The organism is Micromonospora xinjiangensis, from assembly GCF_056150165.1.
Map to the genome: position 1 here is coordinate 1 of NZ_JAXCFO010000001.1, position 22,911 is coordinate 22,911.

At 75.0% G+C, this 22,911-nt stretch carries 21 protein-coding genes and 1 pseudogene; 11 read left to right on the top strand and 11 right to left on the bottom strand.

Going from position 1 to position 22,911, the window contains the following annotated elements; all coding sequences use genetic code 11:
- The 5 genes and pseudogenes from SM573_RS00005 to SM573_RS00025 all read left to right on the top strand — a co-directional run.
- Nucleotides 1-115 (top strand): annotated as a pseudogene (locus SM573_RS00005) (phosphoheptose isomerase); the annotation flags it as partial.
- A gap of 302 nt (nt 116-417) precedes the next feature.
- Nucleotides 418-1,827, top strand: coding sequence for a PfkB family carbohydrate kinase (locus SM573_RS00010; RefSeq protein ID WP_474615105.1), 1,410 nt, complete (start codon nt 418-420; stop codon nt 1,825-1,827).
- On the top strand, nt 1,824-2,519 hold the full coding sequence (locus SM573_RS00015) for an SDR family oxidoreductase (RefSeq protein WP_474612067.1): 696 nt from the start codon (nt 1,824-1,826) through the stop codon (nt 2,517-2,519). The genes SM573_RS00010 and SM573_RS00015 overlap by 4 nt, the downstream gene beginning before the upstream one ends.
- A complete protein-coding gene (locus SM573_RS00020; RefSeq protein WP_474615106.1) occupies nt 2,516-3,505 on the top strand; it encodes a glycosyltransferase family 9 protein in 990 nt (329 codons plus the stop codon). Before SM573_RS00015 ends, SM573_RS00020 begins: the two co-directional genes overlap by 4 nt.
- Before the next feature lie 22 nt (nt 3,506-3,527).
- On the top strand, nt 3,528-4,388 hold the full coding sequence (locus tag SM573_RS00025) for an alpha/beta hydrolase family protein (protein WP_474615107.1): 861 nt from the start codon (nt 3,528-3,530) through the stop codon (nt 4,386-4,388).
- A 2-nt stretch (nt 4,389-4,390) separates the two neighbouring features.
- Here SM573_RS00025 and SM573_RS00030 read toward each other — a convergent pair whose 3' ends face one another.
- The gene (locus SM573_RS00030) at nt 4,391-4,561 is read right to left on the bottom strand and encodes a hypothetical protein (protein ID WP_474612070.1); all 171 of its coding nucleotides are present in this window, start codon (nt 4,559-4,561) and stop codon (nt 4,391-4,393) included.
- A gap of 262 nt (nt 4,562-4,823) precedes the next feature.
- Between SM573_RS00030 and SM573_RS00035 the strand changes: the two genes are divergently transcribed.
- Nucleotides 4,824-5,552 (top strand): hypothetical protein, encoded by a 729-nt coding sequence (locus SM573_RS00035; protein ID WP_474612071.1) that lies wholly within the window; start codon nt 4,824-4,826, stop codon nt 5,550-5,552.
- 198 nt (nt 5,553-5,750) lie between these two features.
- Nucleotides 5,751-6,125 (top strand): hypothetical protein, encoded by a 375-nt coding sequence (locus tag SM573_RS00040; protein ID WP_474615108.1) that lies wholly within the window; start codon nt 5,751-5,753, stop codon nt 6,123-6,125.
- Between the two features lie 60 nt (nt 6,126-6,185).
- Here SM573_RS00040 and SM573_RS00045 read toward each other — a convergent pair whose 3' ends face one another.
- Nucleotides 6,186-7,124, bottom strand: coding sequence for a DUF72 domain-containing protein (locus SM573_RS00045; RefSeq protein WP_474615109.1), 939 nt, complete (start codon nt 7,122-7,124; stop codon nt 6,186-6,188).
- A 115-nt stretch (nt 7,125-7,239) separates the two neighbouring features.
- Here SM573_RS00045 and SM573_RS00050 point away from each other — a divergent pair, with 115 nt between their 5' ends.
- Entirely contained in the window at nt 7,240-7,746 is a 507-nt protein-coding gene (locus SM573_RS00050; RefSeq protein ID WP_474615110.1) for a DinB family protein, read from the top strand.
- 62 nt (nt 7,747-7,808) lie between these two features.
- Nucleotides 7,809-8,603 (top strand): hypothetical protein, encoded by a 795-nt coding sequence (locus tag SM573_RS00055; protein WP_474615111.1) that lies wholly within the window; start codon nt 7,809-7,811, stop codon nt 8,601-8,603.
- A 109-nt stretch (nt 8,604-8,712) separates the two neighbouring features.
- On the opposite strand, the gene SM573_RS00060 is transcribed toward SM573_RS00055, so the two are convergent.
- The 3 genes from SM573_RS00060 to SM573_RS00070 all read right to left on the bottom strand — a co-directional run bounded on the left by SM573_RS00060 (nt 8,713) and on the right by SM573_RS00070 (nt 11,859).
- Nucleotides 8,713-10,779: an amylo-alpha-1,6-glucosidase gene (locus SM573_RS00060; RefSeq protein WP_474615708.1), complete on the bottom strand. Its 2,067-nt coding sequence runs from the start codon at nt 10,777-10,779 to the stop codon at nt 8,713-8,715.
- Nucleotides 10,776-11,174, bottom strand: coding sequence for an SCP2 sterol-binding domain-containing protein (locus tag SM573_RS00065; protein WP_474615709.1), 399 nt, complete (start codon nt 11,172-11,174; stop codon nt 10,776-10,778). Before SM573_RS00065 ends, SM573_RS00060 begins: the two co-directional genes overlap by 4 nt.
- 172 nt (nt 11,175-11,346) lie before the next feature.
- Nucleotides 11,347-11,859, bottom strand: coding sequence for a mycothiol transferase (locus SM573_RS00070; protein WP_474615112.1), 513 nt, complete (start codon nt 11,857-11,859; stop codon nt 11,347-11,349).
- A gap of 79 nt (nt 11,860-11,938) precedes the next feature.
- Here SM573_RS00070 and SM573_RS00075 point away from each other — a divergent pair, with 79 nt between their 5' ends.
- Entirely contained in the window at nt 11,939-12,454 is a 516-nt protein-coding gene (locus SM573_RS00075) for a 2'-5' RNA ligase family protein (RefSeq protein ID WP_474615113.1), read from the top strand.
- Between the two features lie 191 nt (nt 12,455-12,645).
- On the top strand, nt 12,646-12,831 hold the full coding sequence (locus SM573_RS00080; protein ID WP_474612078.1) for a hypothetical protein: 186 nt from the start codon (nt 12,646-12,648) through the stop codon (nt 12,829-12,831).
- 73 nt (nt 12,832-12,904) lie between these two features.
- Here SM573_RS00080 and corA read toward each other — a convergent pair whose 3' ends face one another.
- The 6 genes from corA to SM573_RS00110 form a co-directional block, all read right to left on the bottom strand.
- The gene (gene corA, locus SM573_RS00085) at nt 12,905-14,038 is read right to left on the bottom strand and encodes a magnesium/cobalt transporter CorA (RefSeq protein ID WP_474615114.1); all 1,134 of its coding nucleotides are present in this window, start codon (nt 14,036-14,038) and stop codon (nt 12,905-12,907) included.
- A 109-nt stretch (nt 14,039-14,147) separates the two neighbouring features.
- Complete coding sequence (locus SM573_RS00090) at nt 14,148-15,377, bottom strand: hypothetical protein (protein ID WP_474612080.1); 1,230 nt, start codon at nt 15,375-15,377, stop codon at nt 14,148-14,150.
- A complete protein-coding gene (locus SM573_RS00095) occupies nt 15,374-16,420 on the bottom strand; it encodes a lantibiotic dehydratase C-terminal domain-containing protein (protein ID WP_474612081.1) in 1,047 nt (348 codons plus the stop codon). The genes SM573_RS00090 and SM573_RS00095 overlap by 4 nt, the downstream gene beginning before the upstream one ends.
- The gene (locus SM573_RS00100; protein WP_474615115.1) at nt 16,413-19,193 is read right to left on the bottom strand and encodes a lantibiotic dehydratase; all 2,781 of its coding nucleotides are present in this window, start codon (nt 19,191-19,193) and stop codon (nt 16,413-16,415) included. The genes SM573_RS00095 and SM573_RS00100 overlap by 8 nt, the downstream gene beginning before the upstream one ends.
- A 40-nt stretch (nt 19,194-19,233) precedes the next feature.
- Complete coding sequence (locus SM573_RS00105; RefSeq protein WP_474615116.1) at nt 19,234-20,922, bottom strand: nitroreductase family protein; 1,689 nt, start codon at nt 20,920-20,922, stop codon at nt 19,234-19,236.
- A 10-nt stretch (nt 20,923-20,932) separates the two neighbouring features.
- On the bottom strand, nt 20,933-22,897 hold the full coding sequence (locus SM573_RS00110; protein WP_474615117.1) for a TOMM precursor leader peptide-binding protein: 1,965 nt from the start codon (nt 22,895-22,897) through the stop codon (nt 20,933-20,935).
- Between the last annotated feature and the right edge of the window lie 14 nt (nt 22,898-22,911).

Genomic DNA, 22,911 nt, shown 5'->3' on the forward strand with positions numbered 1-22,911 from the left:
CGCCGAACTCTGCGACGACGTCCTCGCCGTCACCTCCACCGACAGCCAGGTCGTACAGGAGCTGCACCTGGTCTCCACCCACCTGCTCTGCGAGTACGTGGAGCAGGCCCTGCCCCTGGTCCGGCAACTGCCGCGGCTGACCACGCCGGTGACCCGCCGTCCCGCCGCGCCGGACCGCGCCGGGTCCGACGGCCGGGCACTGGCGGTCGTCGGCGGCGACGGCCGGGCGCACGGGTCCAACGGGCACGGGCCGAACGGGCACGGGCCGAACGGGCACGGGCCGAACGGGCACGGGCCGAACGGGCACGGACGCCGGGGCGCCGGCCCGGCCGGTCCCGGCGTGCCCGGTCGTGACGGGCAGCGGGGGGCGCCGAGCGGCACCGGAACCGCCGGTCACAGCTGCGATGGGAGTGACTCGTGAACACGCGTCTCGTGGTGGTCGGTGACACCCTGCTGGATCGGGACGTCACCGGTGCGGTCACCCGGGTCTGCCCGGACGCGCCCGTGCCAGTGTTGGACGAGCGGTCCGCCACCGAACGGCCCGGCGGCGCCGGCCTGGCCGCGCTGCTCGCCGCCGCCGAGGGCACCGAGGTCACGCTGGTCACGGCGCTCGCCGACGACGCCGGAGGCGCACGGCTCGCGGAGCTGCTCGCCGGAGCCGGGGTGACCGTCCACCCGGTACGGCTGCCCGGCCCGACCCCCGAGAAGATCCGGCTGCGTGCCGGCGGGCAGACCCTGCTGCGGCTGGACCGTGGCGGGCCGCCGCAGCCGCCGGCAGACCCACCGCAGGCCGCCCTGGACGCGCTGCGCACCGCGGACGCCGTCCTGGTCAGCGACTACGGGCGCGGGCTGCTCCGGCACCCGGCGCTGCGGGCGGCGCTGACCGAGGCGTCCGCCCCGGTGGTGTGGGACCCGCACCCACGGGGACCGGCGGCGGTGCCCGGCGTCCGGCTGGCCACGCCGAACCTGGCCGAGCTGCGCCAGCTCACCGGCGACGCCGGTGCCGGACCGCCGCTGTCCACCGCGACCCGCGCCGGGCACGAGCTGCGCCGACGCTGGCGGGCGGCGGCGGTCGCGGTGACCACCGGAGCGGACGGCGCCGTGCTCTGTCACTCCGGCAGCACCCCTCTGGTGGTGCCGCCACCGGACCCGCTGGAGCGGGCCGAGGACACCTGCGGCGCCGGGGACCGGTTCGCCGCCGCCGCGGCCACCGCGCTCGCCGGCGGGGCACTGGTGTCGGAGGCGGTACGGGCGGCCGTGACGGCCGCGTCGGCGTACGTGGCCGCCGGGGGCGCGGCCGGGCTGCACGCCGAGCCACCTCGGTCACCGGCCGACCCGGCCGCCACGGCGACCGAGCTGGTCGCGCGGGTGCGCGCCGCGGGCGGCACCGTCGTGGCCACGGGCGGCTGCTTCGACATCCTGCACGCCGGGCACCTCGCCACCCTGCGGGCCGCCCGCGGCCTCGGCGACGCGCTGGTGGTCTGCCTGAACTCCGACCGCAGCGTACGCGGGCTGAAGGGGCCGGAGCGGCCGGTCAACGGGCAGGACGACCGGGCGCGGCTGCTCGCCGCGCTGGACTGTGTGGACGCGGTGGTGGTCTTCGACGAGCCCACCCCGCGGGCGGTCCTCTCCCGGCTCCGCCCCGACGTGTGGGTCAAGGGCGGCGACTACTCCGGCGACGGGGCGCCCGAGCTGCCCGAGGCCGAGTTGGTGCGCGGCTGGGGTGGACGGGTGGTCACCGTGCCGTACCTCGCCGGGCGGTCGACCACCGCCACCATCGCCGCCGCGCGCACGCGCGACGGCCACCTCGTGAAGGGAGCAGCATGAGCAGGGACCTCAACGGATCGGCCGTCCTCGTCACCGGCGGGTCGAGCGGGCTCGGCGCCGCGGTGGTCACCGCCGTGACCAAGGCCGGCGGACGGCCGTACGTGCTGGACCGGCAGGCGCCCGCCGACGGAGTGCCGTGGGAGGAGTGCGACCTCGCGGACACCCGCGCCGCCGAGGCGGCCACCCGGCGGCTCGCCGAGCGGGCCGGCGGGCTCGACGGGGTGGTCACCGCCGCCGGGATGGACGTTCCCGGCCGGCTGGCCGACGTGCCTGGCGAGACGTGGGACCGCATCGTCGCCGTCGACCTGCTCGCCACCGCCGCGGTGATCCGGGCGGCGCTGCCGTGGCTGGAGCGCTCGCACGGCACGGTGGTGACGGTCGCCTCGACGCTGGGCGTCAAGGCGGTCAGCGACGCCACGGCGTACTGCGCGGCGAAGTTCGGCGTCGTCGGCTTCACCCGGGCGCTCGCCGCCGAGCTGGCCGGTCAGGTCGGGGTGACGCTGCTGATCCCCGGTGGCATGCGCACCGCCTTCTTCGACGACCGGGAGGAGCGGTACAGGCCGGGACCGGACGCCGTGCTCAACGACCCGGCCGACACCGCCGCCGCCGTGCTCTTCGCCCTGTCCCAGCCGCCCGGCTGCGCGGTGCGGGAGCTGGTGGTCTGCGCCGAGCAGGAGTCCTCGTACCCGTGATCCTCGTCCTGCGCGCGCTCGGCGTCGGCGACCTCGCGACGGGGGTGCCGGCGCTGCGGGCACTGCGGGCCGCGTACCCCGAGCAGGAGCTGGCGCTGGTCGCACCCCGCTGGTTGGCGCCGCTGGTCGACCTCGTGGGCGGCGTCGACCGGCTGGTGGACGCACCCGGCCTGGGCCACCTGGCCTGGTCGGCAGCCGCGCCCGAGGCCGCCGTGAACCTGCACGGTCGTGGCCCGCAGTCGCACCGGATGCTGGCCGAGCTGCGGCCCGACCGGCTGCTCGCGTTCGCCAACCCGGACGCGGGGTTCACCGACGGCCCGCCCTGGCGCGCCGACGAGCACGAGGTCGACCGGTGGTGCCGGCTGCTGGCCTGGTACGGCATCCGGGCCCAGCGGGCCGACCTGGGCCTGCGCCGGCCCGCACCGGGCGCGCTGCCGGTGCACGTGAGCATCCTGCATCCCGGCGCGAAGGCGGCGCAGCGGCGCTGGCCGCCGGAGCGCTTCGCGGCGGTGGCCCGCGAACTGACCGGACGCGGGCACCGCGTGGTGGTCACCGGCAGCGCCGGCGAGCGCACGCTCGCCGAACGGGTCGCCACCCTCGCCGGACTGCCGGCGACCGCGGTGCTCGCCGGCCGCACCGACGTCGGCGAGCTGGCGGCGCTCGTGGCACACGCCCGGCTGGTGGTCAGCGGGGACACCGGGATCGCCCACCTGGCCACCGCGTACGACACGCCGTCCGTGCTGCTGTTCGGCCCGGTCCCGCCCGCGCAGTGGGGCCCGCCGCCGGACCGGCCGTGGCACGAGGCGATCTGGGCGGGCCCGAGGCCGCCGCACGGGTCGGACGCCGCACCGCATCCGGCGCTCGCGGCGGTCGACGTGCCGGAGGTGCTGGCGGCCGTGGACCGGGTGGAGCGCGCCCGGCCACGGATCGGATCACCGCGGCGGCCGGACGTGGCTCGCCGGCCGGAGGTGGCTACCCGCCGGTAGCCGCGGGCCGTAGGCTGGACCGGTGAGCGGGGAGACGGAGTACACGCAGGAGTTCGTCGACGTCGACGGCGGCCGGCTGGGCGTGCAGGTCTACCCGGAGCCCGACCGGCCGGGCGCGCCGGTGGTGGTGGTCTGGCCGGCGATGGGCGTCCGGGCCCGCTACTACCGGCCGCTGGCCGCGGCGCTGCGCGCGCAGGGGCTGGCCGTCGTCGTCGCCGACCTGCGCGGCACCGGCACCAGCACGCCCGCCCCCAGCCGCCGTTCCCGCTACGGCTACAGCGAGCTGGCCGGCGATGTGGGCGCGGTGCTGGAGGCGCTCAAGCCGCGCCTGGACGGGCGCGCCCGGCTGCTGCTCGGCCACTCGCTCGGCGGGCAGGCGGCGCTGCTGCACCTCGCCCTGCACGGCGAGGACACGGTGGACGGGCTGGCCCTGGTGGCCGTGGGCCTTCCCCACTGGCGCGCCTATCCGGGCCGTCGTGGCTACGGCGTCCTGCCGTACACCCAGGGCATCGCCCTCACCACGGCGCTGCTCGGGGTCTGGCCCGGCTGGGGTTTCGGTGGTCGGCAGGCGCGGGGGGTCATCCGCGACTGGGCGTACACCGCCCGCACCGGCCGCTTCCCCCGCCTGGACGGAGTGGACACCGAGGCCGCCGTGCGAGCGGTGCGCACACCCGTGCTCGCGGTCAGCGTGGACGACGACCAGTACACCCCGCACCCCACGATGGACCGCCTCTGCGCGAAGCTGGCGTCGGCGCCCGTCGTCCGGGAGCGCTACACCGTGGCGGAGGCCGGCGCCGCGTTGGACCACTTCACCTGGGTACGCGCGGCCGCGCCGCTGGCCGCCCGGGTGTCCGCGTTCGCCGCCGGCCTCCCGCCCCGCTGACCTCACTCCTCCGGCTCGATCGGCACCATCTCGCCGTCGCGCTCCACCCGGATCTCGCCGTGGTCCCGCCGGGGCGGCACCTCCGCGATGTTCCGTTCGGGGTCGTTGCCCGGATGCATGAGCACCGCGTCGGTGTCGGAAGTCTTCTCCCGGCTCTCGTCCGGCTGGGTCATCGCCGCTCCCCTCCTCGTCCTTGCTTCCTGCTCTACCCCCGCAGGCGAGGTCGACTCCTGCCGCCGGCCCGGGCCCCGCCGGCACGGCTGTCCGTCCTGTCCGGGCCGTCCCGTCGCGGCGTGCCCCACCCGCCCGGAATCCGGCGCCGGCACCCCGCCGTTCCGTCCGTCCCGTGACCGGAGGTCTCGGTCGGTGACGTACGGGGTTAGCCGCGCGGGCGGTGGGTAAGCCGCACCGCCCGAGACGGTGGAAGGGGATCAGATGTCGGAACGGCACACCGCACTGCGTTCGATGCACGATCTGGGTCTGGCGGCCTGGTTCGGGGGCTCCCTGATGGGGGCGCTCGGTGTCAACGGCGCGGCTGCGAAGATCAATGATGCGAGCCAGCGGCTGCCGATCGCCTCGGCAGGCTGGTCCCGGTGGACACCGGTCAACGCGGCCGCGATCGGCGCGCACCTGGCCGGTGCGGTCGGCGAACTGGTGACGGAGAGCCCACGGGTCGCCGCGCAGGCGGGCGTGGCGCGGGCCAGCACGGTGAAGACGGCGCTGACCCTGGGCGCCCTCGCGGTCACCGGCTACAGCCGCCTGCTCGGGATGCGGTTGCAGAAGGCCGGCGGCCCGCCCGTGGACGGGGTCACCGAGCCCAACCACCAGACGCCCGCGCGGGTGGCCGCGAGCCAGCGCCAGATGAAGATGCTCCAGTGGGCCGTGCCGGCCCTGACCGGCGCGCTCGTGGTGGTGACCGCGTACATGAGCGAACAGCAGAAGCCGGGCCAGATGTGGCGCGGGATGCTGGGCCGGGCCGGCGGGCTGTTCACCGCCCCGAAGGGCATGGCCAAGGTCGCCGCCCTGGGCAAGCTCACGGGGGCCGGCAAGCCGGGTGCCATCGGCAAGCTCCCGGGCCTGGGCATGGGAATCGGCATGGCCGGCGGGATGAGCAAGCTCGCCGGCATGAGCGCCAAGCGACACATGGCGACGGCCGGCCGCTGAGCGAGGCGTACCGGCCGGTGCCCGCCGACTCCTGCGGCGCGGTGCCGGCCGGTTTCGCGTGCCGAGGTACGAGCCGCGCCCGGCCCCCATCGCCTCCGTCGGCCGCGCCCGGCCTCGCGCCGACGGGCCGCGAGCGGGCATGACGGGCGGCGTGGCGGGCATTCAGCACCGATTCGGCGGACGAGCAGCGAGGTGGACATGACGGCGGACAAGGGACGCGGCGGCGGTCAGGCCCCGCGCGATCCGGAGGCAACGGTCCCCTGGGGCACGCGGGACGTCTACGACGCGGAGCCGCCCTGGGGCGTGGGCGAGCACGATCCGATGGACGAGGGCAGCGAGGAGACCGCCGTGCCCGAGGGGCGTCGGGGCGAGCGCCGGGCCAGCAGACCCTCTGCGCCCACCGGGCCGGCCGGACGCCACGGATTCGGCTCGGTGGAGCCGTCGCGGGCGCCGGAGGCCGGCCCGGGCGCGCCACCCGACCCCGCGCCGTCGGTGCGGCCCTTCCCGGACGACGCCGACGTGAACGAGCGGACCCAGGACGCCTTCCGCAGCCGCGGACGCCGCTCCGCCTGACCAGCGGGCGCGCGCGTCCCACCCGGCGGCCGCTCGGCGGCCCGGTCACGCCGGCACGGGTCACCCGGGCCGCGCGGCGCCGGCCGCCGCGGCGGATCCCCGCCCCGTGCCGGCGGCGCGCCCGTGCCCGGCGGCGGCCAGCAGCCCGGCCATCCGTGCCGCGTCGCGTTGCGCCTGCCCGCCACAGCAGTTGTTGAACAGCACGTGCAGTTCGTCGGCCTGCCCGGCCAGCTCGGCGAGCAGCTCGGCCCAGTGCCGCAGTTCCCGCTCGCCGTAGGCGTAGCGGAACTTCTCCTGCTTGTCGCCGGTCGCCCAGGCGTCGCTGTGCCCGTGGAACCGGATCATCGCCAGCTCGTTCGTGGCGACCAGGACCGGCGGGACCGAGGACGGATGCCCCTGCGGCATGTCGACGCAGACCAGGCTCAGCTCGTGCGCACGGAGGAAGTCCACGGTGGCCGGTGCCGCCGGTCCGTCGAACCAGGACCCGTGGCGCAGCTCGACGCCGACACGCCACGGCCGGCAGCGCTCGGCCAGCTCGGCGATGCGCCGCTCGGCGGCAGCACCCCGGACCAGCCAGGGCGGGAACTGGAGCAGCACCGCACCGAGCCTGCCGGCCGCCGCGAGCGGGTCCAGCGCCGCGCGGAACCGGCTCCACAGCTCGTCGTACGCCCCGGCGGGCAGGTCCCGTCGGCGCAGCCGGCTCGGGCCGCCGGCCGGTCGCAGGTCACGCGGGAGCGCGGCGACCGGGGTCGGGTGACCGGTGAAGAGGCTGAAGGCCTTGACGTCGAAGGTGAAGCCGTCCGGAGTCGCCTCGACCCATCCGTGCGTGGTCTCCGGCGCCGGCACCGCGTAGTAGGACGTGTCCACCTCGACGATCGGGAAGTGCTCGGCGTACCAGCGCAGCCGGCCGGCCGGGGTGTTCACCGATCTCGGATACCAGCCGGACCGCAGCAGGTCCCGGTCGGCCCAGGACGACGTGCCCACCCGAATGACACCCATGTCATTCAGGTACCCGGGCGGCGGAGGCGGCAACCGCGGATCGTGGCGCGTCGCCCGGAAATGTCGGTGCCCGGCCATACGGTGTGCGAGCAGACGACGAGCGAAGGGCGACCCCATGACAACCTCTGAGCAGGTCATCACCGGCGAGCGAGCCGACCTCGTGCAGGCCCTCCGCCGCCACCGCGGCTTCCTGCGGCAGACCGTCGACGGCGTCACCGACGAGCAGGCCGCGACCCGGACCACGGTCAGCGAGCTGTGCCTGGGCGGTCTGATCAAGCACGTGGCCCTCACCGAGGCCAGCTGGATGCGCTTCGCGGTGGGCGGCGCCGACGCGATGCAGAGCGAGCCGGTCGACTGGGTGGGCCAGTTCCAGATGCGGGAGGGCGAGACGCTCGCCGGCCTGCTCGACGAGTACGCCCTGGTCGCCGCCCGCACCGACGACCTCGTCGCCGCGCTCGACCTCGACGCCGCGCACCCGCTCCCGGTCGCTCCCTGGTTCGAGCCCGGGGCGAGCTGGTCGGTGCGTCGGGTGCTGCTGCACATCATCGCCGAGACGTCGCAGCACGCGGGGCACGCCGACATCCTGCGCGAGGCGATCGACGGCGCCAAGACGATGGGGTGACCGCTCCCCCGCGGGCCGGGTGATGTGACGTCCCGTCGGCGCCCGGCGCTGAGGGACACGAGATGAACGCAGACCGGATGAATCGGGATGTGGTCGAGCGGCTGCTCGACGATCCCGTCGACGCCGCGCGCGCCGGCTCGCACCCCCTCGTGCTCCTCCTGACGGCCGTACGCGCCGCGCCACGGGCCGAGGAGGTCGCCGGTGAGGGCGCCGCCGTGCAGGCATACCGCCGTGCCCTGGCCGGGTCGGCACCGCGACCGGCCACGGGCGCCCGCACGGTGCCCGCGCCGTCCCGACGCCGGTCCCGGGTCACCGGCGTCGGCGCGCGGGCCGGCCTCGCGGCCCTCGTCGTCGTCACCACGGGCGGAGTGGCGCTGGCGGCCACCGGCACCCTGCCGGTCCCTCGGCCGGCACCGGCGACCAGCGCGCCCGCATCGCCCCCACCGGCCTCCCCGCCGGGCGGGGAGACGCCGGGTGCTGACCGCCCGACGGTCCCGTCGGCGGGCGCCAGCGGGGCCGGCACGACGCCCGACCCGTCGATCCCCGGGCTCTGCCGGGCCTTCCGGGAGGACGCGGATCCGGGACGGGCACTGGAGAGCGCCGCCTTCGCGCGGCTCGTGGCCGCCGCCGGCGGACGTGGGCAGGTGGCCGCCTACTGCGACGAGGTGCTGGCCGGGAAGAGCGCGAGACCGACTCCCTCGGGCCACGTCAAGGAGCCCTCCCGCCCGCACCCGGAGCCCGTCGTGCCGCGCACGACGCCCGGCGACCGGCCCGGCGCGCGGGGCGGCGCCACCGGCCCGGAGGTCGCCGGCGGCAGGCGCGCCACCGACCAGCCGGCCGGCCGACCGACGGGGTGACGAGGTCGGCCCCGCCGGCCGCCCGTCGCCCCGCGCGGGCCGCCGGACCGCGCCCGACACGTCGGATCGGGCCCGGCTCGGCCGGCGCCCGTCGGCGCCGACCCCGCCCTCAACGCATCCGCGGCCGGCGTCCCCTCAGGACGGCGGCGCGGTCGCGGCCGTACGCGTCCGAGTGCCCCCACCTACCGGGGATGTCCAGCAGCTCGATCCGGCCGAAGCCGGGCGGCAGCGCCGGGTTCACCAGCAGATTGTCCCCGCTCGGCCGCAGACCGAGCAGGGCGCCGAGGAGCATGAGCATCCCCCCGGCCGACCACGCCTGGGGTCGTCCCGCGGCCGGCAACTGGACCGGGTACTTCGTCACGTGCCGCTCGTAACCGGCGATCAACTCGGGCACCGACCCTTCGAGCGTGCACGCCATGTCGAAGATGCCCCGGGCGATCCGGGAAGCCTCCACGTCCCGACGGTAGTGACGCAGCCCGGCGACGATCAGCGCGTTGTCCGACGGCCACACCGCACCCAGGTGTGAGCCCACCGGGTTGTACGCCCGCTGCCCGGCGGCGAGCGTACGCACCCCCCAGCCGGAGAAGAGGTCCGCGCCGACCAGGTGCGCGGCGACCATGGGGGCACGCTCGTCGTCGACGATCCCGCTCCACAGCAGGTGTCCGATGTTGGACGACAGCGCGTCCACCGGTGTCCCGTCCGGCTCCAGCGCCAGCGCGTAGTACTCCCGCTCGGGCAGCCAGAAGTCCCGGTTGAACCGCCGCTTCAGCTCCTCCGCCTCCCGCTCCAGCCGGTCGGCGTAGCCGGGGTCGCCCCAGAACTCCCGGGCCAGCCGGGCGCCGCGCTTCTTCGCGTCGTACGCGTAGCCCTGGAGTTCACAGGTCGCGCGGGGAAAGCCCGGCAGGCGCCCGTCCTCGTACGTGATCGCCTCGGGCGAGTTCTTCCACCCCTGGTTGATGGTGCCGGTGCGCGGGTTGCGGGTGAGGTAGCGCAGGTAGCCGTCGCCGAGGAGGTCCCCGTACTCGTCGATCCAGTCCAGCGCCATGCGTGCGGGGTGCCGCAGCTCGCGGACCAGGTCGGCGTCGCCCGACCAGCGCTCGTACTCGTCGAGCAGCACGACGAAGAGCGGGGTGGTGTCGGCGGCACCGTAGTAGAGGGACGTCGGCTGTTCCCCGAACGCCGCCGCCTCGCCGTAGCGCAGCTCCCCCACGATCTTCCCGGGGTCCTCGTCGTACTCGTCGTCGAGGCGACCGCCCTGGAGGCTCGCGAGGAACCGCAGCGTCGGCCGGGTCAGCTCGGGGGTGAACGCCATGGTCTGCAGACAGGTGATCAGCGCGTCCCGCCCGTACATCGTCATGGCCCACGGCACGCCGCCCGCCGGCACCGCCCCGACGGCGGTGAACGGCAGGTAGCGCAGCGAGGCCAGGTCGGTGAGGCAGCGCTGGTACACCGCCTCCAGCTCGGGCCGTTCGGCCACGAGCTCCGGCGCGCGGTCGAGCCACTCCTCCAGGCTCTTGCGCATGCCCGCGTGCACGTTCTCCCGGTGCTCCTCCAGGCTGGCGCGCATGTCCCGTCCACCGGCGCCACCGATGACGGTGACGACGTGCAGGTCGGTGACCCACTGGCCTTCGGGCGCCACCCGGATCCGGAACGTCATCCCGCCCTCGTCCACGTCGACCGGGGCGGTGCTGGTCACCACGGTCTGCCGGACGAACCGGTCACGGGCGTAGCGCAGCCGCAGCTGGCGACGGCCGGGGTCGGCGACGACGGCGACCGGGCGGTGACGCGCCCGCTGGATCTCCGCGGTGTCGGCGAAGTCGCTGCCGATCTCCATCCGGACGGTGAACTCGGCCGGCTCCGGCGAGTGGTTGAGCACGGTGATGCGCTCGTGGAAGCTGTCGTCGATGGAGCGGTGCCGGATCAGCGACACGTCCGAGTCGACGTAGTGGCTGGCCGCCCCGGGCACCAGGAAGAAGCGGGTCTCGAAGGAGGCCATGTCGTCGCGCGACAGCGCGTTCAACTGCTCCCCGTTCACCCTGAGCACCCAGCGGGACAGGAACCGGGTGTCGAACGAGAAGAGGCCGATGGGGTTGTGCGGGTTGATCACCATGTCGCCCTGCGGGTCGCTGACGGCGAACGAGTTGCCCGCCACGACGTAGACGCGCTCCGACATCAGCCACCGCCTCCTCCACCGGTGTGCGCGGCCGCCGCGGCCCGGGCGACCGCACGGGGGTCCCGGGCGTCCGCCGGGCCGGGAAAGATCCGGCGCAGCAGCATGAGCAGCCGGAGGTTGCCCTGCAACATCAGGTCGCTGCGCAGCATCGCCGTCGCCACGTGCAGCTCTCCGGACGCGATCCGGTCGAAGACCTCCCGCTCCGCCCGGACGACCAGGTCGGCGGGCTCCGCCGAGCGGCTCACCTCGACGCGCTGGTCGGCGATCCGGAGGTACCAGTGTTCGGTCCGACCGTCCTCGTGGGCGTCCAGCCGCAGCGTCCCCGCGATCGTGTCCGGCAGGTCCGGACGCCGCTCGGGCCCGAGCGTCAGCAGGTACTCCCCCGCCCTCGTGGCCATCGTCCACCTCCCCCGCCGGTCACCGTCGCACCCCGGCGGGTGAGGCGGGCTCACCCGCTGCGGGTGAGACGTGGACGGGCGCCTGCCGGCCGCACGCGACGGGTGCGGGCGCGCGGGTGGGACGGGACGATCGAGGGCCGGGACGTGGTCGTGCCGTGGGCGACCGGGCCGGTCAGCCGGCCTGGAGCAGGCCGCGCACGTAGGCGGCCTGGCCGACGTGCTGGAGGCAGTCCTCGACCACGCTGACCAGCCGGACCCCGAGGGTCACCGGCGGGTCCCACGCGGCGTCCACCACCCGGTCCAGGTCCTGGGCGCTCAGCCCCGACAGGAAGTCGCGGGTCCGGCCGTGCACGGCACGGTAGTAGTCCAGCAGTGTCTGCGCGCTCTCCGGGCGGACCGCGGCGACCTGCTCGGGGGTGTGCCCGTACCCGGTGTCGTGCGGATCGGCGGCGTCCAGCCCGAAGCGCCCGGACCAGTCGCCGGTCACCCACACCTGGTCGGCGCCGATCACGTCGGCGAGGTGGTCGTCCTGGATCCGGGTCAGGTGCCAGACCAGCCAGCCCACCGTGTTGGCGCCCGGCCAGGGCGCCTGTCGCAACTGCTCGGCCCCGAGCCCGTCGACGGCCGCGCCGACGAGGTCGGGCAGCCGGTCGTACGTCTCGGTCAGCAGGTCACTCACGTCCACCTGTCGTGCCTCCCCGCGTCGTCGTACCAGCGTGGTACCGCGCACCGCGACGGCCAAACCTGCCCGTTACGGTGATCTCGTGGTCGCCGCGCTGGAGCTCTACCTCGACACCGACGCCAGCCGGCGGATCCGGGTGCTGTGGGACGCGCTGGAGGCCGAGGGTGTGCGGAGCATGCGCTCGCTGCTGGAGCAGCGCCACCGCCCGCACGTGTCGCTCGCGGTGGCGCCCCGGTTCGACGCGGAGCGGGTGAGCGCGGCGCTGCGCAGGATGGTCGTCGCCGCGCCGTTGCGGCTGTCGTTCCAGCACGCCGGGCAGTTCGTGGGACGGGTCCTCTGGCTCGGGCCGGCGCCGACGGCCGAGCTGCTGGCCCACCACCGGGAGGTGCACACCCGGCTCGACGCGGCCGGTGTCCCGCTGGTCGAGCACTACCGGCCGGGGCGCTGGGTGCCGCACTGCACGCTGTCGATGCGGGTGCCGAACACGCTGATGGCCGCGGCCGTACGTCGCTGCCTGGAGATGCTGCCCCTGGAGGCGACGGTGGTCGGCGCGGCCCTCACCGACCACGCCCACGGCATCTCCTTCCCCCTGTCCTGAGCGGCGGTCGGCGCGGCGCGAGTCGGGTAATGGGAAACCGGCTGTGCGAACGCTCCTCGACGTGGGATGGTTCGAGTGAGCCGTGTCACAGGCCGGCGTGCGGGCCGCAAGGGGGCGGGATCCGCCCACCTGCCGCTCACCGTCCACCGGTGGGCTCCGTCGGGTCACGGCTTCACGAGAGAGGCAGTGCCATGCAGGCTCAACGCAGCGCGCCAACGGTCGAATCGAGCCGGGTCAGCGACGACGCCCAGGTCGCCGGCACCACGGGGCCGGCCACCCCGCTCGCGATCTGGGCGGCGGCCGCCCTCCTCGGCCGCATCGGCGCGGACGAGGACGACGTCGAGGACGAGCGCCACATCCTGCGCGGCTTCGAGTAGTCGACGCACGCACCCACGGACCACCGGGAGAGCCCCGCCCTCCCGGGGCCTGGCGATGGTCCGTGCCCCGGGGTCAGAGCCACCCGCGACGCTTGAAGATCAGGTAAAGGGTGACGCAGACGAGCGCCATCAGCCCCAGCGCGAAGAGGTAGCCGAACCGCCAGTGCAGCTCAGGCATGTGCACGAAGTTCATGCCGTAGACGGTGCCGATCAGGGTGGGGGCGAAGAGGATCGCGGCCCAGGACGAGACCTTCTTCAGCTCCTCGTTCTGGGCGTAGCTGGCGGCGGTGAGGCTGCGCATCTCCTCGTTCTGCTGCTGCGACACCAGGGTCGCGTTGACGGTGAGGATGTTCTGCAACAGGTGACGGAAGCTGTCCACCCGCTCCACCACCTGGGTGAGGTGGTCGATGACGTCGCGCAGGTAGCGCTGCAGCTCCTCGTCGGTGGCGTACTTGCCCGAGCCGGCCGCGAGCGCGTCGAGCACGCCCAGCAGCGGCCGGGCCGCGCGCTGGAACTGGATCACCTCGCGGCTGAGCTCGTAGATGCGCCGGCTGACGTTCGGGTCGCCGCCGAAGACCTCCGTCTCGATCTCGTCGATGTCGTGCTCGAGCCCCGCCACCACCGGGGCGTACCCGTCGACCACCTGGTCCAGGATCGCGTACAGCACCGCCTGCGGGCCCCGGGCCAGCATCTCCGGGTCGGCCTCCATCCGGCGGCGTACGGCCGCCAGGTCGGGTGCCTCTCCGTGCCGGACGGTGATCACGAACCCGGGGCCGATGAACAGGTGCACCTCGCTGAACTCGACCTCCTCCCGCACGTCCACGTAGCGGGCGGCGCGCAGCACCACGAACAGGGTCTCGCCGTACCGTTCGAGCTTGGGCCGCTGGTGCGCGTTGATCGCGTCCTCGACGGCCAGGTCGTGCAGCCGGAACTCCTGGGCCACCGAGGTGATCTGCGCGCGGTCGGGCCGGTAGAGGCCGATCCAGGCCATGGACCCGGGCCGCTCCTGGAGGCAGCGGTACGTGTCGGCGAGGGTGGGCGGCGAGGCGTACCGGTGGCCGCCGGTGTAGACGGCGCTGTCGACGAGGCCGCCGGGGCCCGTCGGTGGTTCCTGCGGCCACCACCCGCCCGGGCCGTGCTCGTGCTCGTCGAGGCGGCGCCCGAAGCCGCCCTCCCCCTCCAGGTGGGGATGAGCGTCACCGACCATGAGCACCTCCCCCGGGCCCGCCCGACGGACGACGGGGCCGCGTCCCCGTCCGGCACGCCGACCGGGGCGGGGGAATCCCCACTGTTCCGCCCGTCAAACGTTGCCCGGTTCAGGGTGCGGGTGCGGCGGACCCGCGCCGCCGTCGGGCCAGGTACGCGGCGAGGGCCAGCAGCACCACGGCCTCCGCGACCAGCAGGGCGATCGCCCGGCCCGGCCCGACCCAGCGGGCGAGCGAGTCGTACCAGAAGCGCACCAGCAGCGTCAGCACGGTCACCGCGAACAGCGCCGAGGCCAGCCCGTACGCGACGTGGACGAAGCGGTCACGACGGCGGTAGGACGCCACGCCCGCCCGCCCCGAGCGCAGCAGCCCGCCCCAGAACGCGTACGTGTCGGCTCGCAGGTCGGTGAGGTTCAGCGCGTGGCTGAGCATGTAGTAGCCGTCCAGCCGCAGGAACGGCACCAGGTTGAGCGCGGCGGTGGCGGTGCCGAACAGCAGCATCGTGCCGGCCAGGTCGCGGAGCGCGCCGGGCCCCGCCCAGATCCGGATGCCGACGAACGGCACCAGGGCGAGCATGCTCACGAACACGCCCGCGAACGCCGTGGCGACCCGGCGCCGCGGTGTGAAGAGCACGATGTCGTCGACCTTGCAGTACGGGGCCAGCAGCGGGAACCGCCACATCACCCCGATCTCGTCGACCCGCCCGCCGAAGTGGCGGCAGGTCAGACCGTGGGCGCACTCGTGCAGGAAGACGATCACCCAGGTGACCACCACCGCCGCGACGATCGCGGCGAGCGGGCGCTGGCCCGCGCCGACCCCGCCGACGAGATCCGGCAGGTGCAGCGCCACGTACGCGGCGACGCCGACGACGGCCAGCAGCGCCGGCGCGACGAAGGCCCAGCCGAACACCGGCCGCAGCCGTGGCAACACGCGGTCGAAGAGGGGGCCGGGGTCGAAGAGCGGGAACCGGGCCGACAGGGGGCCCCGGCGGTGGCGAGCCGCGCCCTGCGCCGCGGACTCGGTCAGCCGGGCGAGCGCCTCGGGGTCGGTGGCGCCGTCGAGCAGCTGCCGCTGGTGCAGCATGCCGAAGAGCTGTTGCCAGTTCTCCGGCCCGAGTCGCCGCTGGTAGGCGGCGGCGTACTCGGCGGCGAGGTCGTCCAGCGTGCGGGTGCCGTCCATCCGCGAGAGCAGGAAGTGCTCCCGCGGGCCGATGCGGTAGAACCAACCGGTCTCCCGGTCCCGGACGTGGTGCACGAGCTTCCCGCCCCGCCACTGGCCGGGGCCGAGCACCACGTCGGCGCGGAGCCGGGGGCGGGTCCACGTCGCGTCGACGGTGGTCATCGCGCACCGGCCGGGGCGTCGTCGCGCAGGGCGGCGCAGATCAGGTACGCGAGGTAGATCTCGTCGAGGATGCTCACCCCGAGCCGGTTGTTGGTCATGTGCACGTACGAGCTGAGCAGGATCGGCAGCGCCGCGTCGAGGTCGGTGACCGGGGTGGGGTCCGCTGCGCCGCGCTGGAACACCAGCTCTCCGCGCCCGGCGGCGTCCACGACGCGCTCGCGCAGCTCGCGGCAGTGGGCCAGCCAGCGGCCCTCGACCCCGCCGGGGCGTACGTCGGCGCTGCCGCGGGCGGCGGCCCGGATGTCGGCGAGCCGGCCGCGCAGGCCGCTGTCCATCCGGCGGTAGCTGGTGTCGAAGCTCGCGTGGTACTCGTCGGACGGCTCGGAGTAGGAGACCTCCCAGAACCGCCGGTACTCCTCCAGGAACCCGGCGATCCGCCGGTCGTCGCCGAGGAAGACCGCGCACATCATCATGGTGAGCTGCGCGGAGAGCCCGAGCAGCACCGGGCGTACGTGCACGTTCGTGGTGGCCAGCAGGTCCAGCACCACGTCGCTGGAGTGCTCGAAGTGCCACTCGGCGATCTCGATCCCCGCCGGGCCGCCGTAGCGGCCGTACTCCCGCTCGTAGGGGATGTGGTGGAAGCTGTTGTTCGGCCGCATCGGCATGACGCCGTCCGGGCCGTACTCCTCGTCCCAGCGCGCCCGGCCGTACTCGGCGAGGAACATCTGCTTGTAGAGGTCGCCGAGCCCGGCGCTGTCCACCTCGTAGAGCGCGGGGCGGCGCCGCAGGAACGCGGTGATCGCCTCGTCCACCCGGGCGCGCACCCGCGCCGGGTCGACGCCGGCCGCGGGCAGGACCCGCAGCCGCACGTGCGGCCCCTCCATCCAGTACTTGATGAAGAAGTACCGGCTGATCAGCCCTTCCTCGCGCAGGTCGTCCACGAGTGGCCGGACGCCCTCGACCAGCATCGGGTTGGCGTTGCTGGCGTAGAAGACGTGCACGCTGAGCCAGCCGTGGTCGACCGGTGAGGGATAGTCAGTCATCGCCCGCTCCCGCTTGGACACCATTGAGTTCGACTGTCAGTTCGGTCACGTACGTGCCGGTCCCGCCGCGGAGGACCTGCTCGTCGCGGCCCGGCAGCATCTCGGTGAGCACCAACCGGCTGCCTGCCGCGCGGGCGGTCGCGTCCAGCAGTTGGAGCGAGAAGTGGCTGTCGAAGTCCACGTAGAGCGGCTTGTGGTCGGGCCGGGTGCCCGCCTGCGGTGCCCGGCCGGGCTCCTCCCGGTCCGCCGGCGCGAGCCGGGTGCCCTCGGGTGTGGCGAAGACCCGGCGCGGGAGGCCGTTCTCCCGCCGCCACCGCTGCCAGGCCAGGAACCGGTCGGCGTCGCTCTGCCCGGCCGTACGCGCCGGCAGGTGGTCCGGGTGCAGCTTCCACATCCGCCGCTGCAGGACGACGTCGCCGTGCACGATGCGCGGGTAGCCGGCGATGCCCCGGCCGGGCAGCGGCACCTCGGTGCCCGCCCACAGGTCCGGCTGGGCCATGCCCAGGTAGGCGAACGTGAGCAGCACCTGCTGTACCTCCGGTAACGCCATCGGCAGCAGGAAGCCGAGGTAGACCGGGATGACCTCGGCGTCGAGCCGGCGTGAGCGCAGCAGCAGGCGGTCGGTCACCGGGTCGTGCTCGACACTGAGGTCGTCCATGTGGATCTGCTCGGCCGCCGGCCGGAAGCTGATCTCCCCCGGGCAGACCAGCTCGTACGGGGTGACCGCCGGGTGCAGGTTGAGGTTGGTGGCGTCGTAGCCGCCCTTCAGCTCGGCGAGCACCGCACCCGGCGGCTGGAGCCGGGCCAGTTCGGCCCGGAGCGTCCCGGCCAGGTCCTCGTCGGCGAAGAGGTGCGCGAAGCGGGAGAAGAGAAGGGTCATGCCGGAGTAGATCCGGTTGACCACCACCCGCTGCCGCCCGCCCTGGTCGGCGAGCTGGAGGAAGAAGGACCGCGGGTCGAGGGTGCCGAGCGTGGACGGCACCATCGCGGCGACGTCGGTCATGAACGACTCGTCGAGGACGAGCTCCTCGGCCCCGGTGGGAAGTCGCCGGTACGCCTCGCTCATCCGCCGGGCCACCTCGACCCGGGCGTCGTCCAGCGCGGTGATCTCCTCCTGGCCGAACCAGTTCTCCTGCCGCACGTAGCGGTTGTCCGCGTCGAAGGCGCGTCGGCGCATCATCCGGCCGGTGTAGTGCTCGAAGAAGTCCTGCTGGAACTCGTGCGCGAAGGTCAGCAGGTCGTCGCAGCGCCCGCCCGCGCCGTACCGGGCCCGGAAGAAACCCCGGGTGGCGAGCCGGCGGGGAAGGTTGATGTCGAAGACCGGCATGATCGCGGCGAGGGCGCGCAGGCCGGGCAGCACGTCGCGTTCCCAGCGCGTCCGGTCGGCGACGACCGGCGCCCGGGTGTCCAGGGTGGCGTCCTCGTAGAGCAGGGTGCGCGGGGCGGGCACGTCGGGGCGACCGAGTTCGCCGTGCGCGGCGACCAGCTCGTCGCGGATCGCGTCCAGCGTCCGGCGTCGTTCGTCGACCCCCAGGGCCGCGTAGCCGGTGGCGAGGCGGTTGGCCGCGGCCACCCGCGCGGCGAGCCGGTCGGCCCAGTCCCGGCCGATGCGGCCCAGCGCGCTCCGGTAGCCCTCCACCGGATCCTCGGCGTGGATGTCCAGGTGCAGGTGGGGCACCACGAGCAGGCCGACCCGCAGCAGGTGGTGCAGGTACTGGGCGATCTCGTCGGCGGGGCGGGTGTCGGTGGTCAGCTCGGCGACCAGGTCCGCCAGCCGCCGCACCCGGCCGCCGTCGAGCGCGGCCAGGATGTCGTGCAGCACCCGCCCGGTGGGCAGGACGAAGAGCGACTCGTGGATCGACTCCAGGGTGATCGCCGCGTCGCCGTCCTCCGAGCTGGTCCGGCGCCGCCGCAGGTAGCGCAGGCGCCCGTGGCTGATCCGCCAGCCGGTGGTGACGGTCACGGGGAGATCCGCCCGGAGCGTCTCGTCGGCGAGCACGATGGCCGACAACCGGCCCACGGCCGCCAGGTTGAGGCGGGCCCGGCCCCGCTTCACGGTGCCGGTCCCGTCGGTCGTGGGCGCCACCCGCAGGAGCGGCCCCGGGCCGGTGGCGGCGAACGTGCCGAGGTTCACCGTGGTGAGCCGGCTGAACGGGCTGGTCTTGGTGGCGGTGCGGTACGCGTACTCCAGCAGCGACCGCTCCACCCGCCGGGCGCGTTTCCCGGTCGCTCCCGCCCCGGTGAGGTAACCGGGGAGGTAACGGTCGAGCGACGGGGAGGCGAGCAGGATGCCCCCGCGCAGGTCCGGGTCGTCGGCGAGGGCGCGCAGCACCTCACGCCGCCGGCCCAGCTCCTCGTCGAGCACCGCCGGGCCGGCCGCCACCTCCCGCCGGTAGGCGGCGTACGTCTCCAGCCAGCGGACCAGGTCCGCGTGGGTCCGTGCGCCGAGCGCCTCGACCGGCCACTGCGCCGGGTCGGCCGGGCGGGGCGGGCGGAGGTTGAACACGTCCCGGCGGAGCCGGATCAGCCGCTGCCGCAGCCGGTCGTCGGCCAGGTTGCGCGCCACCGCCTCCTCCAGCGCGTCGGCCAGCGCGCGCCCGCTGCTCCGGAGCAGCTCCTCCAGGTCGAGCACCCGACGGGCCCACCCGGCGCTGTCGTCGAAGGCCAACCGGTCGGCGACCTCGATCGGCAGACCCGCGGTGCGCAGCATGAACACCTCGGGGGTACGCCAGGTGACGGCGGTCGCCGGGGGTGCGGGCAGGGACACCGTCACGGGGCCCTCCTTCGTCGTGGGGTCAGGGGTCGGGGGCGGGTCACAGCCGGTACACCAGGTCGGCGGGCGGGTCCGGGTGCCGCCCGAGGAGCAGGAAGAGCACGGTCCGCTCGTCGGTCCCGTCCAGCCCGAGGGCGGTGTTCATGGCGACGTTGTCGAAGCCGAGCACGGCCCCGCAGCCGAGGCGCTGGGCGGTGGCGGCGCAGTAGGCGCGCTGGGCGACGGTGCCCACCTCGGCGTTGAGGATCCGGTAGCCGCGGGGGCCGAACGCGTCGAGCACCGCGTCCGGGCGGCCGGAGATCGCGAGCACCGCGCCGACCTGGTCCATCGTGTAGTTGGTGAGGAAGTACTGCTGCTGAAGGAAGGCGGACATCCCGCCGGCCGGCTCGGGGCCGGCCGGCAGCAGTGCGTTCTGGCGCGGGCAGTAGGCGTACCCCCCGGCGGGCAGCCCGTCGACGTGGTTGGCGAAGACCCAGAGCCGAGTCAGCGCGGGCCCGCCGTCCGGTCGCTTCACGTCGGCGGCGTACCGCCCGCCCCCGGCGGCGAAGGCCAGCGTGGTGGCCAGGTCCTCGGCGGTCGTCTCGGGTGGCCGGCGGAACCGGCCGAAGCTGCTGGTCCGGGTCGCCAGCACGGCCGACAGCGGGGTCGCGAGCCGGTCGAGCCGGGGCGCCGGCAGCGCGACGGGCTCGCCGGCCAGCTCCGGCGGGGCGACCTCCGCCGCGTCCACGGCCGGGGCCGCCGGGGCGGCCGCGGCACGGTGCACGGCCGTCACGGCGGGGAACTCCCGCACGCGGCGGGAGCGTTCGAAGGCCTCGTGCCGCACCCGGACGAGGTCGGTCCCGGACGCCGTGCTCACCGCGGGCCCGCCCCGCGGCGCGGCGTGCCCCGACCCGCCCGGCGGCACCGTCGCGGAACCACCCTCCGGGGTGGCCTGGTCCGCCCAGGTCAGCGGCACCACCGCGAAGACGCTCTCCGCGTCGGCGACCAGGCCGAGCAGCCGGTCCACCGGCGTCGGATCGAAGCGGAGCAGCCGGCGCAGGGGCGCGCCCAGCGCGGGCGCCAGCAGGTCCCACGACCCGAGCAGGGCGCCGAGGTCCTGGGTGACCACGTGGTAGCAGAAGCTGTTGTACTTGAACGAGTTCTTCCAGAACCGGATGCTGGCCAGCAGGTAGCTGTCGGTCGCGTCCGGCTGCCCGTCGTCGCGCGCGCCGCCGTCGGCCAGGGCGTCCCGGACGGTGCCGGTCACGTCGCCGAGCAGCAGCCGCTCCAGCACGTGCGCACCGGTGTGGTAGTGGTAGACCCCCGGCAACAGCGGCCCGCGCGCCCCGCTGACCAGGTACAGCTCGACCGGGTACATCCCGCCGCCGGAGGCGGTGCCCCGGCCCCACACCGCGTGCTCGAAGTGCGCCCGCTTCGCGGCGTCCTGGTTCCAGTTGACGCCCAGCCGGCGGTCCAGCACCCCGTACGACAGGCGCAGCAGCGCCGCGAGCCGCGGCAGCGACCAGCCGGTGACGGGCGGCAGGCCCTCCCCGGTGTGCAGGTCCCGCAGGGTGGGCAGCTCCGGGTGGACGGCGGGCAGCGGCAACCGGGACGCGCTCGGGTAGCTCTTGTGCCGGGAGGGCTGGTCGGCCCAGTCCACCTCGTAGTTGAGCGGTTCCATCGGCACCCGGGCCCGGCGGAACACGGCCTCGGTGTAGCTCCGGACGACCTCGACGGCCTCCTGCTGCATGTCGGTGCTCCTAGGGGAAGGGGTGCGGGTGGGGGTTGCGGCCGGTCGCGCCGAGGCCGTCCGGGCCCTGGCGGCCCCGGGCCAGGTACCGCGCCAGCCGGTCGGTCCAGAGCACCCGCTGTCGTTGCCAGCCGAAGTCGATCGGCACCAGGGCCGGGGCCACCACGGCCATCGTGTGGACGCCGGCGATCTCCTGCTCGGGGCAGGTCTGGTCGACGGCCACGACGTCACCGCCGAGGCCGGCGATCAGGCCGGCGACGTACTCGGTGTCGGCGCGCAGGTCGTCGTGCGCCGGGCGGACGGCCAGCCAGTCGTCGTACAGCTCCGACATGGACCGGCGGGGCGGGTCGGCGAAGAGGAAGTCGGCGTGGCGGGCCATCTCCGGCAGGCCGTAGAGCAGGGCGTGGTGGCTCAGCTCGGTGACCCTGGTGTAGTCGCGGACCATCTCCCGCAGCTCCGGTTCGCTCGCGGCGACCCGCTCGTCGAAGCCGGGCACGTAGGAGGCGGTCTCGCAGAGCGCGGCCCGGACGGCGTCGTCGGGGTCGAGGCTGGCACCGGCCGCGAAGCAGAGCTGGCCGAGGCCGTCGCCGCGTTTCACGGCGACCGCGGTCACCACGGGCACCGGCAGATCGGCCCGGGTGTCGAAGAGGCGTACGTCGTAGCCGAGCAGGTCGACCCGGTCGAGCATGAAGTGCACCCGCTCGTCCCGGCAGGTGGCCGGGTCGATCTCGGCGAGCCGCGCCGAGCCGTACCAGGCGAGCAGGAAGGCGTCCCGCTCGACGAGTTCGAGCATGCCGTGCAGCAGCGCCTCCTCCGGGCAGCTGCCGCTGGCGCAGCCGTTGGAGCACTCCTGCACGAACTTGCGCTGGTCGGTGCGTCGGTCGAGGTAGTAGACGAGCTGCTCGGGGACCAGCCGTGGCCGCCGGTCGCGCAGCGAGAATCCCCAGACCCAGTGCATCGGCTCGTCCGGGGAGTAGGGGGCGTAGTAGAGCCCGTGGCCGTGGTAGAAGGCCGGGTGGTAGCCGAGGCCCGCGGGGTCCAGCGCGTCCGGGGCGAGGTTCGTGTAGCTGTCGAAGACCTCGGTGCGCCGGGCCCGCGGGAACTGGCCGGCGTACCGCTCCAACCCCTCCAGCAGGGCGTACGTCTCGCTGCCGCCGTAGCTGTTGGCGTGCCCGCTCCACCACATCTCGTGCAGGTCGTAGCGGCTGCGCACCCGGAAGTAGCCGGTCACCGGCGCGGTGGCGGTGGCGTTGTACGCCCGCAGCGCGTTGCCGCCGAGCGCTCCCGCGACGGGGTTGGCGAGGGCGCCGACCGGCAGGTCCAGCTCGTCGGCCGAGCGCAGCCGGTACGAGGTCGGGCCGGGCTTGGGCCGGCGGGTCAGCGGGATCGCGGCAGCCTCCGCGCTGTCCGGGCGGGGACGCGCGCAGGCGGGGCACTCGGAGTCGGCGAGCACCTCGACGACTGTGGTCTCCAGCGTGTCCATCCGCAGCTGGTGGGCGCGCCCGACGCCGGGCCGGCCAGGGGCGGGGTGACACGCCTGCCTGAGCAGCTCCCAGAGCGCGTCCACGGCGAACGGGGTGAGGTGCGGCAGCGCGGCGACGACGCCGACGCGCGCGCCGTGCTCCAGCGCGTGCCGCTCCTCCCGGAGCCGGATCGCCTGCCAGCGGCGCTGGACGCAGAGCGGGCAGGGGCCGGGGCGCGCCGGGGAGGTGTCGACACCGTCCCAGCGGGGGCCGACCAGCGCCGTCGCGCCGTGCAGCCAGATCGGGACGACATCGCCGGTGAGACCGTCGCCGGTGTCGGCGTACGCGTCGGCCAGGCCCAGGGCGGCGATGCGGACGGTCACCCCGGCCGGTGGCGCGCCGGCGGCGGTCGGCGGCTGCGCCCGGTCCGGGATGCGCTCGTGGAACGCCTCACCGAGCTGTTTGAGGCTGGTGTCCCACGCGGTGGAGGTGGTCCGGACGTCGACGATCATGCGGTTCACCTGTC